The sequence below is a fragment of the Photobacterium leiognathi genome (assembly GCF_030685535.1).
Classification (GTDB): Bacteria; Pseudomonadota; Gammaproteobacteria; order Enterobacterales; family Vibrionaceae; genus Photobacterium; species Photobacterium leiognathi.
Window position 1 is genome coordinate 1,691,542 of sequence record NZ_CP131601.1, and the last position, 16,286, is coordinate 1,707,827.

Annotated in this window: 12 protein-coding genes and 1 pseudogene; 8 read left to right on the forward strand and 5 right to left on the reverse strand. The window is 39.8% G+C overall.

The annotated features are described in order from the left end of the window. The first annotated feature begins 612 nt into the window (after positions 1 to 612). Positions 613 to 1,812, forward strand: coding sequence for a nicotinate phosphoribosyltransferase (gene pncB / locus Q7674_RS14845; RefSeq protein ID WP_023932080.1), 1,200 nt, complete (start codon positions 613 to 615; stop codon positions 1,810 to 1,812). A 139-nt stretch (positions 1,813 to 1,951) separates the two neighbouring features. On the opposite strand, the gene Q7674_RS14850 is transcribed toward pncB, so the two are convergent. From Q7674_RS14850 to msrC, 4 genes and pseudogenes are all read right to left on the reverse strand, one after another. Continuing rightward, a complete protein-coding gene (locus Q7674_RS14850) occupies positions 1,952 to 2,617 on the reverse strand; it encodes a lipocalin-like domain-containing protein (protein WP_023932079.1) in 666 nt (221 codons plus the stop codon). A gap of 205 nt (positions 2,618 to 2,822) precedes the next feature. Then, positions 2,823 to 4,823, reverse strand: a pseudogene (gene prc / locus Q7674_RS14855) (carboxy terminal-processing peptidase). Between the two features lie 18 nt (positions 4,824 to 4,841). Further along, positions 4,842 to 5,474 (reverse strand): RNA chaperone ProQ, encoded by a 633-nt coding sequence (gene proQ, locus Q7674_RS14860; RefSeq protein WP_008987080.1) that lies wholly within the window; start codon positions 5,472 to 5,474, stop codon positions 4,842 to 4,844. Between the two features lie 109 nt (positions 5,475 to 5,583). Next, entirely contained in the window at positions 5,584 to 6,042 is a 459-nt protein-coding gene (gene msrC, locus Q7674_RS14865; RefSeq protein ID WP_045062834.1) for a free L-methionine (R)-S-oxide reductase MsrC, read from the reverse strand. Positions 6,043 to 6,126: 84 nt separating this feature from the next. Here msrC and Q7674_RS14870 point away from each other — a divergent pair, with 84 nt between their 5' ends. The 5 genes from Q7674_RS14870 (at position 6,127) to Q7674_RS14890 (ending at position 14,348) form a co-directional block, all read left to right on the forward strand. Beyond that, positions 6,127 to 7,959, forward strand: a complete 1,833-nt coding sequence (locus Q7674_RS14870; protein WP_045062832.1) for an ABC transporter ATP-binding protein — start codon at positions 6,127 to 6,129, stop codon at positions 7,957 to 7,959. Between the two features lie 119 nt (positions 7,960 to 8,078). Then, positions 8,079 to 9,275 carry a paraquat-inducible protein A gene (locus Q7674_RS14875; RefSeq protein WP_045062830.1) on the forward strand — a complete coding sequence of 399 codons (1,197 nt, stop codon included), beginning with the start codon at positions 8,079 to 8,081 and terminating at the stop codon, positions 9,273 to 9,275. Further along, on the forward strand, positions 9,256 to 11,883 hold the full coding sequence (locus Q7674_RS14880; RefSeq protein WP_045062828.1) for an MlaD family protein: 2,628 nt from the start codon (positions 9,256 to 9,258) through the stop codon (positions 11,881 to 11,883). Before Q7674_RS14875 ends, Q7674_RS14880 begins: the two co-directional genes overlap by 20 nt. 177 nt (positions 11,884 to 12,060) lie before the next feature. Continuing rightward, positions 12,061 to 13,491, forward strand: coding sequence for a 16S rRNA (cytosine(1407)-C(5))-methyltransferase RsmF (gene rsmF, locus Q7674_RS14885; RefSeq protein ID WP_305422685.1), 1,431 nt, complete (start codon positions 12,061 to 12,063; stop codon positions 13,489 to 13,491). Between the two features lie 383 nt (positions 13,492 to 13,874). After that, positions 13,875 to 14,348, forward strand: coding sequence for a hypothetical protein (locus Q7674_RS14890; RefSeq protein ID WP_045062825.1), 474 nt, complete (start codon positions 13,875 to 13,877; stop codon positions 14,346 to 14,348). A gap of 98 nt (positions 14,349 to 14,446) precedes the next feature. Here Q7674_RS14890 and Q7674_RS14895 read toward each other — a convergent pair whose 3' ends face one another. After that, the gene (locus Q7674_RS14895) at positions 14,447 to 14,758 is read right to left on the reverse strand and encodes a DUF496 family protein (protein WP_008987087.1); all 312 of its coding nucleotides are present in this window, start codon (positions 14,756 to 14,758) and stop codon (positions 14,447 to 14,449) included. Positions 14,759 to 15,280: 522 nt separating this feature from the next. Here Q7674_RS14895 and cspE (Q7674_RS14900) point away from each other — a divergent pair. After that, positions 15,281 to 15,490 carry a transcription antiterminator/RNA stability regulator CspE gene (gene cspE, locus Q7674_RS14900; RefSeq protein ID WP_045062958.1) on the forward strand — a complete coding sequence of 70 codons (210 nt, stop codon included), beginning with the start codon at positions 15,281 to 15,283 and terminating at the stop codon, positions 15,488 to 15,490. Positions 15,491 to 15,972: 482 nt separating this feature from the next. Then, entirely contained in the window at positions 15,973 to 16,182 is a 210-nt protein-coding gene (cspE, locus tag Q7674_RS14905; RefSeq protein ID WP_045062822.1) for a transcription antiterminator/RNA stability regulator CspE, read from the forward strand. Positions 16,183 to 16,286: the final 104 nt, after the last annotated feature.

Here is a 16,286-nt window from a genome sequence, read left to right on the forward strand (position 1 = left end):
TAGTTTTCGCAATTAACCGATTAAAAATAAAGCAAATTAAGCTGGAAACGAGATTTTTGTTTAAATAAAAAGCAGTAATTTTTAATACTCACTATTACATCAAAATCTGTAACATTGTTTTTATTACGATGAATAATCAGGTTTTACTCAACGGACACCTATTTTTGGTACAAATAATAGACAATAGTAAATGTACGTCCACGTGTTACTTTGGCGATTTAATAATCAAAATTAATGCTACAAAATTAGAGACTTCTCTGACTTAGTAAATATATCTCTTTATTTACAGTGTATTAGATAAAGCATGAATCGCACTCATAAAAAGAAAGAAAATCTGACTCTTGATTACTCATACAAATACCCTGTGATTCATTGTGACAATTTATGCATAAGCCATAGATTTAAAAAGCAAAGTTAGCACTTCGTCTGAGCCGCAATGAGAATGGTTATACTTGACGAACATCACATCTTAGTTCACAATCCCAATTAACTTAAGGCTTTAATAAACTATGATTTTCATTAATCATCCTCATTTTAACTCATTGAATATTAATGAATTAACATTATCCTCATAGATTTATTATCACTTCTAATAAGTATCTACTACCAGATATGATTAATAACAGACACAACATTAGGGTTATCGACTCCCTGCTTGATACCGATGCTTATAAACTGCATATGCAGCAGGCTATTTTCCATCAATACCCAGACGTTGAAGCTGTGGCTGAATTCCACTGCCGAAGCGAAGAAGATCTACGCCCATACTCTCAAGAGATCAAAGATCAAATCGCAAAAATCGCAGCACTTTCTTTTACTGAAGATGAGATCAACTACCTCTCTACATTGTCTTTTTTCAGTGCTGATTATCTTGAGTACTTACGCCACTTTCAGCTAAATGCAGACGATGTAACTATTGATGATTCTGGCGAACAACTTGCTATTACTATTCGTGGTAAATGGCTTGATGTGATCTTATGGGAAGTGCCGCTTCTTGCCATTATTTGCGAAATCCGTTGTGCGCATCTATATCCTGATGCAACACCAGCAGATGCGATCGAACAATTAAAACAGAAAATTGAACGTTTTTACCGTAATGCGGAAGATACCGATTTAAGTGAATTTGCGCTGGTGGATTTCGGTACACGACGTCGTTTTTCTAAAGCCGTTCATCATGAAGTTGTTGATTATCTAAAAGACAACATGCCTGAGTTTAAAGGTACATCTAACTACTACCTTGCATTTACACGTAACTTAACACCAGTAGGTACTCAAGCGCATGAATGGTTCCAAGCTCACCAACAATTAGCTGGTGAACTTGCCGATTCTCAGCAACTTGCATTAAATCGTTGGTTGCAAGAGTACCCAAATGATTTAGGTATTGCCCTTACCGACTGCATCAATATGGATGCATTCCTTCGTGATTTCGATAAGCGTTTATCAGAGCGTTTTGTTGGTCTTCGTCACGATAGTGGTGATCCAATTTCTTGGGGTGAAAAAGCTATCGCCCATTACAAGTCATTGGGTATTGATCCTAAAACAAAATCATTGGTGTTCTCAGATAGCTTAACGCTTGATAAAGCACTTGCAATCTTCAAACACTTCAACCATCAAATCAATGTGAGTTTTGGTATTGGTACACAATTAACGTGCGACCTACCCAATGTTAAAACACTAAATGTTGTTTTAAAGCTGACTGAATGTGAAGGTCGACCTGTTGCAAAAATCTCGGACGAACCAGGTAAAAGTATCTGTCGTGATGAGGATTATTTAGATCAGTTACGATCTGCGTTCAATCTCGCAAATCAATAACGATCTTATTTAGACATAAAAAAGGCGAACAACTCATAAATGGTGTTCGCCTTTCTTTTTGGTATTCAGCTTTAGCTGCAATAGAATCGCTATCCAATATTTTCTGTCGTAACTTACCCTAATCATTTACTGTTTTCGATTATTCTCGTTGTAGAATCGCTTCCATACCAAAATGGGTGTTGGTTAACATTAATGTATCATTACTAGTTAATTCAAATTCTGAATCATGCTGACCATCTTCATAAAGCAGAACTAACTGATTGTCTTCAATATAGTAAATGCCTCGATGCTCTTTTGATTTGCCTTTGTCATTCGACACTTCAGCCGAAAATAAAAAGTCAGGGCGAAGCGTTAGCGATAACTCTGAAATACTCTGATCGACATCTACGCCTGAGATTGCAGATGTTTTCCAGTTACCAGGCAAATTCTCAGGTGCGAGTTTAGTAAACCTAGCTCCATCTAAAACGAATTGGTTATAACTCAGCATATAAGTATGCATTTGATCTTCTTCATTTTCTGTCATGAAGGTAATGTTGGTTTCATCAATATTATACTCTCCAGCCAACTGCTCTATTTTTCCATCAATACGCAATAGACGCATAGCAAACTGATAATCTGATTTAAATTGAACATGCATTGCGCGGTAATTTTCACCTTCACTTTCTACACCAGCTTCTGTGCTACTAAACCAATACCAATTACCAAGTAAAAATGGGTAATCAAATTCTGTTATGTCATCAGCAATCGTTGGACGGCTAAATGTACTAAGCGCGAATAATACAACAATAAAGAATAGCTTTTTCATAGGCTTCCCCTGTTACCAGAACAAAGTGCTTGTACTTTAAAGCTAGTTGGGAAAGCTGTTTCGCGATGAAAAATATGTGAAAGATCACATTCCAATGTGCAACATGTCTTAGAGGTGAGATTGTTTCTGTAACTGAGAGGTAAGAAAAAAGCGCTCCGAAGAGCGCTTTATAATCAGCGTGTTGCTTTGCAATATTACTTTATTACTACGACTTAATTTTAGTTAAATCTACAGTAATATCGACCGCTTCATCTAGATACGCATCTGGCGCTTCGTAGTCTTTTGGCACAGCGTCTAAATCAGTAAATGGCTTTTCACCTAATGACCTCTGACGTTGGTTTAATCGAGCTAAACGTTCAGCATCTTCTTTATCTTGCTCAGCAATACGAGCCTTTTCATTTAACGAAATAGTATTGATATCTTTTTCCTTTTTATAGGTTTGGATATCTGACTCAATAAAACCAAATTCCATATCCTTCTTAATTCGTGTCAAGTGTTCTTCATTTAATTTAGGAAGAATTGACGAATAACTATGAAGTTGTTGGTATTTAGCTGGCTTAATGCTATCCCAAGGTAATGCATTGTCTTCAACACTCTCACCCGTTTCCGATGGATCAACCGCCGTAGGGAAAGAGATATCAGGTACAACACCTAGATTCTGCGTACTACCACCATTAATACGGTAGAACTTTTGAATCGTGTACTGAACATGACCAAGCGGCTTATCAAACAAATCATACAAATGGTTTAGTGAACGGTGTTGTTGCACAGTACCCTTACCAAATGATTGTTCACCAAGTACAACGGCACGACCATAGTCTTGCATTGCTGCAGCAAAGATTTCTGATGCTGATGCACTATAGCGATTAATAAGCACAGTTAACGGACCATCAAAGAAAACCTGATCATCTGAATCACTGTTTACTTTTACTCTACCGTAACTATCACGAACTTGGACAATCGGGCCGCTCGAAATAAACAAACCACTTAACGCTGTTGCTTCTGTTAACGCACCACCGCCATTGTTACGCAGGTCAATTACGATACCGTCGACTTTATCTTTGTTAAGTTTTACTAATTCTTTCTTAGTATCTTCAGATAGACCAACATAGAAACTTGGTACTTCGATAACACCAATTTTCTTGCCTTCAACAGTCTTCACTTCAGACTTAACAGCACGATCTTCAAGGCGAATTTTGTCACGTACAATTGTGACAGTGTAACTCTTACTATTCTTACCTTCAGGAAGAATATCAAGGATTACTTTCGACCCTTTAGGACCTTTGATTAATTGGACAACATCATCTAGACGCCAGCCAATAATATCAACAATCTTTTCGCCTTCTTGACCAACACCAATGATGCGATCACCTGCTGCTAATTTCTTAGAACCAGCCGCTGGGCCACCAGCAACAAGGGATTGAATCGTCGTATAATCATCTTTCACTTGCAGCACAGCACCAATCCCTTCCAAAGAAAGGTTCATTTCTGATTGGAATTGCTCTGCATTACGTGGAGATAAATAACTCGTATGAGGATCAACTTCACGCGAGAAAGCATTCATGTATAACTGAAATACATCTTCGCTATGAGTTTGAGTCAAGCGTTTTACTGCGTTGTTATAACGCTTGCCTAACGTCTCTTGGATTTCTTTCCAGTTTTTGCCCGCTAGCTTAAGATTTAACGCATCGTATTTAACACGTTTACGCCAAATTTCATTTAATTCAGCTTGATCTTTTAGTCACTCAAGTTTAGAGCGGTCAATAACAAAGTCTTCATCTTTATCGAATTTGATTTCGTTATTTAATTGCGAAAGGGCAAATTGATAACGTTCAAAACGACGTTGAAGTACTTTATTAAAAATATCAAAAGCACCTGATGTATCACCAGATTGCAACTGATCATCAAGCTGATTACGCCAACGTTCAAATTGCTTCACATCTGAAGCTGTTAGAAAGCTTTTGTTGTAGTCGAGCATTTCGATATAGCGATCGAATACCTGACCAGAGAATTTATCATCAAGTGAAAAGTGCTTGTAGTGTGAACGGGTTAAGCGTGATGCTACCCTTTTACTCGCCGTTGCATGTTGCTTTTCAGGTGCAAGTTGCGGCAAATCACTTAATGAATACTTAGCCTCAGAGGCTTGTGCTGAAGCTGCTAGCATCATGCCAGCAGCTATCAGTGAGAAACGTAATCGACAATTCATGCGTCGCGCATTCTCCTTTTATGAACGCAGGTGCTCCGCTTTAACAGCCATAACTAAACCGTTAGTTAAGCGAACACGCACATCGTCCTTGTTAATTTCAACAATAGTTGCAGGCATGTTACCAGAGCCCATATTCACTTGTACGTCTTTACCAACAATCACTTCGTCAGCGTTTAGTACACGTGTAGTCTCTACTGGCTTCTTATTAACTTTAGCTGTTTTTTGCTTAATGTTCTTTGGTTTAGCTGATTTTGTACGAGTTTTTTTAGCTTCGCCTTCTTTAGCAGCTTTAGCCATCGCTTGCTCTTTACGACGAGTACGTACTTTTGCTTTACTTTCTTCAAGAGCTTTAAGTGCGTGATCAACGTGCTCTTGTTCAAGTACGTCACACTCATTACCGTCTAAATCAACACGGCTTACACCAGCTTTAACGCCGTGAAGGTAACGCCAGGAAGATGTGTATTGACGTAATGCTGTACGTAATTGAGTTTTGCTTACCTTTGGATCTTCACTTAAGCGCTCAGCAAGATCTTGAAAAATACCGATCTTAAGTGGTTTAGCTTCACCTTCAATAGTAAAACATTTTGGGAAACGCTCAGCAATATATGCAATAACTTCTTTACTGTTCGTTAACTTTTCAGAGTTTTCCATGGACTTTCCTGACATAAACGAGATTTGCTCGCTTGTTGTGCTTTGTTCAAAAAGAAATAGTGTGGCTATTATAATTACCTATAAAGGAAAAACCACCGAAAGCATGAAATTAGAGTACTTTTTGTAGCGCTTCAACTAAAGAAACTAGACCTTGTTCATCATTTTGGTCAAATCTTGACAAATATGGGCTATCAATATCCAACACACCAATGCATTTTCCTCTAACATTTAATGGGATAACGATTTCTGACTGACTAACAGCGTCACATGCAATGTGCCCAGGAAAGGCATGGACATCATCAACACGTTGAACTTTGTCGTCTTTTACCGCAGTTCCACATACGCCCTTTCCAACCGGAATTCGAACACAAGCAGGTTTACCTTGGAACGGACCAAGTACCAGTTCATTATCCTTCAATAAATAGAAGCCAACCCAGTTTATTTGTTCTAACTCCATGTTCAATAACGCACTAATATTAGACATATTAGCAATTAAATCTGTTTCACCTTCAATCAATGCCACAGCCTGACAAGTGAGTCGGTCATAAAAAGAACGTGTATTTTCCATAGCATACGCCTTACATAATCGTTAAAATGAAATAACTTACTAATAATAGGAATCATTATCATTGTGAAGCATTCCCTCCCAACTATGATTAATTGGTCTTGGCTTTTTATGCAAGCCAAAAAACATCGTCCTCGACTGATCACAGCAAATATCATCGCTATTATTGCAACGCTTATTAGTGTTCCTATCCCTTTATTAATGCCTTTAATGGTTGATGAAGTGCTTCTGCATAAGCCAGCTGAAGGCATCGAATTTTTAAATCACCTTATTCCAACAGAATGGCAAACTGCGACAGGCTACATTTTATTAGTGCTGTTTCTTGTTGTGTTTATGCGCACTGTTAGCCAAGCGTTGAATATTCTGCAAAGCCGACAATTCACATTAGTATCTAAAGACATCACTTTTCACCTTCGTCAGCACTTATTAGATAAGTTAGGACGTATCAGCATGCGTCAGTATGAAGAAAAAGGCAGCGGTGGTATCACTTCTCACCTCGTTACTGATGTGGAAACCATTGATAAGTTTGTTGGTGATACCTTAAGCCGTTTTATTATTGGTTTGCTTACCGTGGTAGGAACTGCGGGAGTGCTGTTGTGGCTTGATTGGAAGTTAGGATTGTTCATTTTAGTCATCAATCCGATTGTGGTGTATGCCTCTAAGTTGATGGGCAATCGCGTTAAAAACTTAAAACGCCAAGAAAACCAATCTTATGAGAAGTTTCAGCAACGTTTAGTAGAAGTATTAGACGGAATTTATCAACTTCGAGCATCCAATCGTGAACGGGAATTCCTTGGGCAGTTAAAATCTCAAGCCAATGATATTCGCCACAGCGCTGATAAGTTTGCTTGGCAATCAGAGGCAGCTGGTCGAATTTCTTTCCTATTATTCTTAGCTGGCTTTGAAGTCTTCCGCGCTGCTGCGATGTTAATGGTGTTATTTAGTAACTTAACCATTGGTGAAATGTTGGCAGTATTTAGTTACCTATGGTTCATGCTTGGTCCAGTGCAAGAGCTACTGGGTATTCAATTTTCTTGGTATAGCGCATCTGCTGCCATGCAGCGCTTAAATACTTTGTTATCTCTTGAAGAAGAAGTACGTCCTACCGCGACGGTATACCCATTCAATCACAATGAAGCGATTGATATTAAAATCAGAGATGTTCACTTTTCATATGACGACGATAAAGAAGTGCTACGCGGTTTAAATCTTGATATTCCAGCAGGTAAACGTGTTGCTTTAGTGGGTGCATCTGGTGGTGGTAAATCGACCTTGATCCAACTGTTACTTGGTATTTACCAAAAACAGTCTGGTGATATTTATATTAACGGTCATACCATTGAGGATGTCAGTTATGAATCGTTACGTGAGCGAATGGCGGTTGTACTGCAACACCCTGTGCTATTTAACGATACGTTACGTCATAACTTAACCTTAGGTGGTGACTACACTGATTATCAATTGTGGAATGCACTAGAAATCGCACAGTTGTCAGATATGACAGAACGCCTGACAAACGGCTTAGAAACAGAGATTGGTCGCCAAGGTATTCGTTTATCAGGCGGTCAACGTCAACGTTTAGCCATTGCTCGAATGATCCTATCGAACCCAGATTTTGTGATTTTAGATGAAGCGACATCAGCGTTAGATACGTCAACAGAAGCAGCACTTCATAAAGCCTTGAATGAATTTTTAGCTGATAAAACCACATTGATTGTTGCCCACCGTCTTTCAGCGGTTAAACAAGCTGATTTGATCTATGTATTAGAAGATGGATTAGTAAGCCAATCTGGTACGCACAATGAATTAGTTAGCCAACATGGGTTATATCAAACACTTTATGGTTCAATTCAATCACCTAATGATGATGTAGAGCAAAGAGATCCACAACTAGCGGTGGCAAGACTCGGCACAAAATAATATAGTATCCCCTTCTTGACGCTCATGAGCTATCATTCACTCTGTTTTTATACACTTGTGAATTAATATTTCATGGGCGTTTTTATATCCCGCTCTTTTTACGAAGGAAACAACGTACTATGTCGACGGCCAGACGCTGCCCAGGTTGCAATTTACTCGTGCTTCCTGAAGTAGCTCATCACGGACAAAGTGCTTACTGTCCCCGTTGTCAAACACGTTTATATCGTGGGGGAACAGCAATATTTAATGCCGAGCTTGCCATTGCAGCAGCCGGGTTGATCCTTTTTATACCAACAGTTACTTTGCCTTTAATCACCATTCGATTATTTGGTCAGATGATCCCTGCAACGCTCCCATCAGGGGCAATCACACTTTCCGCATCCTTTCCCGGTGTCGCAACGTTAATTCTGTTTTGTAGTGTTATTGCACCACTGTTAGTAATGGGTGCAGTCTTCAGCGCACAATTTTCTCTGAAATTTCGTAAGTTTCATCTATTCAAACTATCAACCTGGATACTGCACCATTTAAAACAATGGGTCATGCTCGATGTATTCTTAGTTAGCCTTGCTATCGCTTGTTTTAAAGTCCAAGAAGTGGCTGATATTAATGTTGGATTAGGCTTATATTGCCTCATCACCATGCAGATATTGTTCTTAGTGCTGTTAACTCGTATCAGTGTTCGACGATATTGGGATGCATGGCAACCTGAAAATGAACATATTAGTGATGATTTAGATACCCTTTGCACAACTTGTCATCTAACCCAAGAACACCTTACTCATTGCCGACGCTGTAATAGTGCGCTGCATGATCGTATTCCCCATTCAATTCAAAAAACATGGGCATACTTGATCTCAGCCAGCATCTTCATTTTGCCTGCAAACTTATACCCTATTTCTATTTTCATGAATAACGGTAAACGTATTGAAGACACCATCTTCTCGGGTGTTGCTGAGCTGGTAAAATCCGGCATGACAGGCATCGCAGCCATCATCTTTATCGCCAGTATTATTGTGCCTATCGCCAAAATTATTAGCTTGGCTTACATCTTATTAGCAGTGCAATTTAAGCGAAATACCCGCCACCTTTTCAGAATGCGCGTTTTTCGTGCCGTCCACTGGATTGGGAAATGGTCCGTAATGGATCTTTTTGTTATTGCGATCATGGTTACATTGATAGACCGTGGTCAAGTTCTTGATTTCACGCCAGGTCCTGGGGCCATCGCCTTTGCCGTCGTGGTAGTATTAACAATGTTAGCAGCAGAAAGTTTAGATTCTCGCCTGATATGGGATAACTATGAACAACGATCCAAATAACGAACAACCCCACAAGGTGAATATTCGCCGTGATCGGGGGCTATCACCACTATGGCTATTGCCGCTACTCGCGTTAATACTAGCAGGTTGGTTACTGTTCAAAGCCGTCAATGAAGCTGGCGAACGTATTCAAATTCACTTTAACGATGCGGTAGGTCTCGTTGCAGGACGTACTACTATCCGTTATCAAGGTCTTGAAGTAGGTATTGTGCGTGATGTGAGCTTATCGAAAGATTTAAAAAGCATTTATGTCACGGCAGATATTTACCCAGAAGCGGTTAACATTTTACGTAAAAACACCCGTTTTTGGTTAGTAAAGCCAAAAGCATCAATTACCGGTATTTCAGGTTTAGATACTTTGGTTTCAGGTAACTACATTGCCTTATTGCCGGGTGATGGCCCTGAAGCAACCAAATTTACCGCGCTTGAAAACCAACCTGCAGATACCCCATTAGAAGATGGTTTAAAACTGCAATTAAAAGCCCCTAACCTTGGATCGATCAGTATTGGTTCGCAAATTTTCTATAAGAAGATCCCTGTAGGTGAAGTTTTTAATTACACATTAAGCGATAACAAAAAAGAAGTGGTGATCGATGCGCTAATCAAACCGCGTTACGCCAATCTAGTTACCGATAAAAGCCGTTTTTGGAATGTCAGCGGTATGCGTGCCGACATTGGCTTTAATGGCGTTGATGTGCAGTTTGAAAGCCTATCAGCATTAATTGCAGGTGCGATTGCGTTTGATTCGCCAGACAAAGGCACAGCCATTGAGCCTAATCACCTATTTAAGCTGTACCCTGATATCAACACCGCAGGTCGTGGTATTGCCATAACGATTGCACTGCCTGATAACAACAATATCAGCGATTCAGGCTCACCAATCATGTATCGCGGTTTGCAGATCGGTAAAATTACCGATGTTAGCCTAGACGATAAAACAAACAAGATTGTTGCTCATGCTGCGATTGAACCTAGTATGCGTGAATACTTAAACAGTGGTTCTCGTTTATTGCTCGAAGAAGCTGAAGTTTCACTCAATGGCGTAAAGAATATTGGCAACCTTGTTCGTGGTAACTTCCTACGTTTGATCCCGGGTAAAGGCGAAACAACCCGTAATTTCACCGCTATCACACGTGATGCATTAGAAGAACAACAACCGGGTGTTGCAACCTTTAAGCTGTATGCCGATCAAAGCTTCGGTATTAAACGTGGTACTAAATTGCGCTACAAAGGCTTAACGGTGGGTCGTATCACCAATGTTGAGCTATCAGGTGATCGTGTTGGTTTCGATGTATTAGTTCAGCCCGAGTACACTAATTTAATTCGTAGCAGTAGCCGCTTCTTCGTTGATGGTGGTATCGATGCGAGTATCACCAGTCGTGGTGTAGATGTCTCTATTCCGCCAGCCGATCAATTGATCAGCAGCGCAATCAGCTTTACTTCTGTTGGTAGCAGTAAAATTAACAAGAGCTACACCCTATTTAAAAACCGTAGCCTTGCAGATATTGCTGATGAAAAACTCAAAGGCTACAGCACTATTAACCTGTTTGCTGAAAAGTTACCGCCAGTATCTGAAGGTAGCCCTGTGCTATACCGTAACCTTCAAGTGGGTGAAGTTATCGACTTTGCACTACAAGATGATGGTGTGAATATTAAGCTAAATATTGAGAAAAAATACCGCCACCTTATCACTTCACGTACCGTATTCTGGAATCGTTCAGGCATTGAAGTAGAAGCTGGATTAAATGGTGTGAAATTGGTGACTGATCCTCTTTCAACCTTAATTAAAGGCGGCATTGCCTTTGATAATATGGATCAAGTTAGCAACCGTATTGGCTCAAAATACAAGCTCTACCCAAGCCTTAGTGATGCACAACACTTCGGACAATTGATCACACTTACCGCTAGCGATGCACGTTCTGTATCAAACAATACAGAAATCAAATTCCAAGGCGTTACCATTGGTCAAATCATCAATATCGAGCCTGATTTTCACAAAGGTAACGTAAGAATCCAAGCGCGCTTATACCCGAAATATGCCAAGAAAATTGCTAAATCAGATAGCTACTTCTGGGTGGTAAAACCTAAGATCAGCTTAAGTGGCAGTGAAAACCTAGATTCACTATTAAGCTCATACATCGCCGTTCAACCGGGTAAAGGTAAGTTCTATGATACGTTCAAACTGGGCTCTGCCGAATTGTTTAATTCACGAATGACCATCGTACTTGAAAGTGAAGAGCGTGGTTCAATCAGCGAAGGAACCCCACTGCTGTATCGTGATATTCAGGTAGGACAAGTCGTCAATGTATCCCTTGGTGATTTAGCCGATCGCGTTATCATCAAAGCCCAGCTTGAAAAGCAATACAGCCACCTTGTTCGTAAGAATACCGTGTTCTGGAACAAGTCAGGGGTGAATGTCGATATTGGTATTACAGGCGCTAATATAAAAGCTGGCACTTTTGATAGCCTGCTTCGTGGTGGTATCTCATTTGCTACACCTGAGCAACAGCCACTTGAACCGAAAGCGAAACCGGGGAAACACTTCCTATTACACAAAGAAGTGAACCCTAAATGGTTAACATGGCGAACAGCCATACCTGAGCGTTAAGATCAGATACACCATTACATCTGTAATCGGTAAAACACTAACCTATAAAAGAGCACTTCGGTGCTCTTTTTTTAATCCGCAATAACTGTTTATTACGCTTTGTATTAGCAAAAACTGCAATTCATACCAATCTGTTATAAAATCAGCGCCATTAGCTAGTTAATAGAGATCCTTCCCTTGCATCCGAATATCTATATCCCAGACGCATTCATCGATTTAATCAAGCAAACCATGCCTGAGCATTTAGACATCAATGAATTTATTGCATGTTGTAAAACACCTCTTCGTCGCAGCATTCGTGTCAACACACTAAAAATCAGTGTAGAGGATTTCCTTGCTCGTGTTGCAAACCGTGGTTGGACATTAACCCCTGTGCCTTGGTGTGATACAGGCTTTTGGATCGAACGTGAAGATGAAGACAGTGTATCGCTAGGCAATACTGCAGAGCACATGGTAGGTCTATTCTACATTCAAGAAGCCAGCTCCATGATGCCAGTTACCGCATTATTAAAAGATAACGATGCGTTAGATTGCGTGCTAGATATGGCATCTGCACCGGGCTCTAAAACCACTCAAATTGCCTGTGCCATGCAAAACCAAGGTGCGCTGGTGGCAAACGAGCTAGCTGCAAGCCGTATTAAAGTACTGCACTCAAACCTGCAACGTTGTGGTGTTTACAATGCTGCACTTACCCACTTTGATGGTTGTGTATTTGGCACATGGGCACCAGAAGCGTTTGATTCAATCTTATTAGATGCACCATGTTCTGGTGAAGGTGCTATCCGTAAAGATGACGATGCAATGGCAAACTGGAGCCTAGCCTCTATTGAGGAGATCGCTGAAGTTCAACGCAACCTGATTGTTAGTGCATTCCAAGCGCTTAAAATTGGTGGCGTTATGGTGTATTCAACCTGTACCTTAAACCAAAGTGAAAACCAAGAGGTTTGTCATTTCCTAAAAGAAAAGTTTGGTGATGCTGTTCAATTTGAACCGCTAAACGATCTGTTTAATGGTGCAGAAAAGTCATTAACAGAAGATGGCTTCCTTCACGTATACCCACAGATCTTTGATAGCGAAGGTTTCTTTGTGGCACGTATTCGTAAACTGGCACCAGTAGAAACGGATAAAGTGAAAAAGCGCATGGGTAAATTCCCATTTAGCCAGCTAAAAGATAAAGATCAGCAAGACATTGCTAAGCAACTAAAGCAAGATTTAGATATCACACTACCAACACAGCATGATGTGTGGCTACGTGACAAAGAAGTCTGGTTATTCCCTTCCGAACTGCAAAGCTTAATTGGTGAAATCCGCTTCCAACGTATCGGTATCAAACTGGCAGAGCAACACAAAAAAGGTTACCGCTGGCAGCATGAAGCGGTAATGACACTGGCTTCTGGCAACGAATCTACCGCAATAGAACTGAATGCTGAACAAGCCAAAGAATGGTTCATGGGACGTGATATTCGCCCTGAAATCCCAGCGGGTAAAGGTGAAGTGATCGTCACTTACCGTGATTATCCAATCGGCATTGGTAAATGGGTTAGCAATCGAATTAAAAACGGTTTACCACGTGAATTAGTGCGTGATACCAACCTTTTTGATATCTAACACAAAAAGCGTTCATCATCGTCGATCTTGCGTTAATTGATAGTTTAATTATCTGCCAAACTGGAAAAAGACCATTATTCAACTAACATTGAAAGTGTAATCAAACTCCATTTACTAACCAGTTAGCGCAAGGCTCTTACGAGAGCCATTCCCCTAGGCCCGAGACAGGAGTCGTTTCGGGCTATTTTTTGCCTCGTTTAACACCTTTCTAATTACGGTATCAAGGTAACATTTCTGAAACCTTAAAGCGTTTTTTTACTGCTTGATCTCTCATCTTTAAAATCCGTGACTTTTCAATCTTCTGTTTCTTATCTTTGATAATAAAAACACAGAGATACCATCAATAACTATTATTAAAATCGTCATTATTTAAGGAGCAGTAAATGAAACAGAACCCGTACAACGAACAGGACGCCGATCGTTGTGAAATATGGGACATGCTAGTAAGTCGTGATATCAACGCTTATTGTCATGCCGACTGGTCCAAAGTAGAAAATGACTTCGTAACGTCTGAATTCTTTGCCATCAACGCTAATAAAAATCCAGATCCAAGCCGTTGGACATTGTCATTCCCATCACTTGAACTTTATCGAGACGAATGGCTGCGACAAGCTCTGCATTCACAACAAACCGAATATGCTGAGTGTTTAGAGGAGGCGATACATCGTGCTACCACGCTTAATGAAATCACCATTGATGGCGACAGAGCCTTAGCACGCAAGCAGTTTAACGGTGCGATTAAACGCCGCGACAACGAAAATGAAGTACTGCTTTGGCAAACTTTGTATTACCTAAAACGCACCATTGAAGGTTGGAAAATCTGCGGTTTTACAGGCTATCTGCCCTACACTCAATAACAATTAACCGCGCCCTACAAACGGTCAATTTGGTTAAAACAGACATAAAAAAACCGAGCATCATGCTCGGTTTTCTATTAATCAAAGATAAACAATGATTAGTGTTTGTGTGCAACGATTTCTGCTTTCTTAAGCTCTTTAACCGCTTTGCTTACTTCACGGCGCTCTTTAGAAAGCTCAGCACTGATGATGATGTGATCATCAACACGATCTTCGTAATCGCCTTTCATATTTTCAACGATTTCAACGATTTGGTCGTGGCTCATGTCAGCTTTGATGTAATCCATCAAGTTTTCTAGCAATTCTACACGCTTACGGTTGTCACGGATTTTACGATCGTTGTCTAGGATTTCGCGTTTTAGTTTGTTTTTACGACGTGTTTGACGAACGAGTTCAAGGATGTTGTTCATTTGTTGTCCTTAGTCTGAAAAATAAAACCTTGTGAAACTGATTTAATGCAAGGGATTAGGAATAATGCACTTCCTAGTACATAACCGTCGAGTCTCAGTTTATTGCTGAAATCGTTATATCAGAAAGTCATTCGAAAACTCAAGCAATACTCATGATTAAATGCTCAATGATGATTCTATGAACACCTCCCCGTGTTTCTCGCTTAAATATCGCACGAATCACTCACCTATTTCTTGATATTTTTCAATAAACAGACTTATTTTTACTGATAAATATGACAATTAAACAACATATGTAACCGACAATAATAAAGCAGCATCTTCTGTGAAATTAACCACAAAAAAAGCCTTAATATATTTGCAATTAGCATAGCAACGCCTACTCTTGAATTAGACCAGTACTCGCTTACAACAATGCAATCTGAAGAAGGATAGCTTCATCGAAGTGTTCAAGCTCAAATAGCGTCGTAACTCGATATTGGCAACACAATGTTTGATGTAAAAGTTGATTCAGGAGAAAACATGTCAAAAACAACAGGTACCGTTAAGTGGTTTAACGAAGAGAAAGGTTTTGGTTTTATCACTCAGGATAACGGCGGTGCTGACGTATTTGTACACTTCCGTGCGATTACTGGTGATGGCTTCAAGACCCTTGCTGAAGGTCAGAAAGTTTCATTTGAAACAGAGCAAGGTCCAAAAGGACTTCAAGCAGCAAATGTTGAAAAAGTATAATTAAATACTTTATTACGCTTAGCGTGAACCAACATCATTTTAATAAAGGGTCGTAAAGGCCCTTTTTGTTGCTTATAAAACCTCCCCAATCGCCTCTTTTGTTACCACAAAATTCTACCAAAGCCTCAATTTTCAATAAAAGTGCAAGGTTAAAACGCATTTATATAGATTGATAATATAAACAGATAAGCAATTATAGTGTTAAGCAAAGCCGTTAAATTTATAGAAAACAGATTTCATATTGATTATTCGCTGTTTTTTTGTAATACGGCTCACATTATCTATTTATAGACAAGTAACTTACTTGCTCTTTAAAAGGGAAAATGGCTTAATATCAGCGTCCTGCAGAGCAGGCCTATTTATGCAACAAAGTGAAAGGAAAAACTTCGATACACTGTTCTAACGTACACAGTTGTCCTGAAGCGCTTCAATATTCTTTTGTACATAAGTAACACATTTAAATTATTTTCAGGAGACATCGCATGTCTAAAGCAACTGGTATCGTTAAGTGGTTCAACGATGAGAAAGGTTTTGGTTTCATCACTCAAGATAACGGCGGTGCTGACGTATTCGTACACTTCCGCGCTATCACTGGTGAAGGCTTCAAATCTCTGAAAGAAGGTCAAAAGGTTTCTTTCGACGTTGAGCAAGGCCAAAAAGGTCCTCAAGCTGCTAACGTAGAATCTATCTAATTCTACAACGAACAGTTGAAGAAGTAAGGGTATCTAAAGGTACCCTTTTTTATTGCCTGTCATATCACTAACAACAGGCAGCAAATCAGATCATACCAATGCGA

Excerpts from the sequence above, each read along its gene's own strand:
- pncB (WP_023932080.1), top strand. The coding sequence starts at position 613 with ATGATTAATAACAGACACAACATTAGGGTTATCGACTCCCTGCTTGAT.
- Q7674_RS14850 (WP_023932079.1), bottom strand. The coding sequence starts at position 2,617 with ATGAAAAAGCTATTCTTTATTGTTGTATTATTCGCGCTTAGTACATTT.
- proQ (WP_008987080.1), bottom strand. The coding sequence starts at position 5,474 with ATGGAAAACTCTGAAAAGTTAACGAACAGTAAAGAAGTTATTGCATAT.
- msrC (WP_045062834.1), bottom strand. The coding sequence starts at position 6,042 with ATGGAAAATACACGTTCTTTTTATGACCGACTCACTTGTCAGGCTGTG.
- Q7674_RS14870 (WP_045062832.1), top strand. The coding sequence starts at position 6,127 with ATGATTAATTGGTCTTGGCTTTTTATGCAAGCCAAAAAACATCGTCCT.
- Q7674_RS14875 (WP_045062830.1), top strand. The coding sequence starts at position 8,079 with ATGTCGACGGCCAGACGCTGCCCAGGTTGCAATTTACTCGTGCTTCCT.
- Q7674_RS14880 (WP_045062828.1), top strand. The coding sequence starts at position 9,256 with ATGAACAACGATCCAAATAACGAACAACCCCACAAGGTGAATATTCGC.
- Q7674_RS14890 (WP_045062825.1), top strand. The coding sequence starts at position 13,875 with ATGAAACAGAACCCGTACAACGAACAGGACGCCGATCGTTGTGAAATA.
- Q7674_RS14895 (WP_008987087.1), bottom strand. The coding sequence starts at position 14,758 with ATGAACAACATCCTTGAACTCGTTCGTCAAACACGTCGTAAAAACAAA.
- cspE (WP_045062958.1), top strand. The coding sequence starts at position 15,281 with ATGTCAAAAACAACAGGTACCGTTAAGTGGTTTAACGAAGAGAAAGGT.
- cspE (WP_045062822.1), top strand. The coding sequence starts at position 15,973 with ATGTCTAAAGCAACTGGTATCGTTAAGTGGTTCAACGATGAGAAAGGT.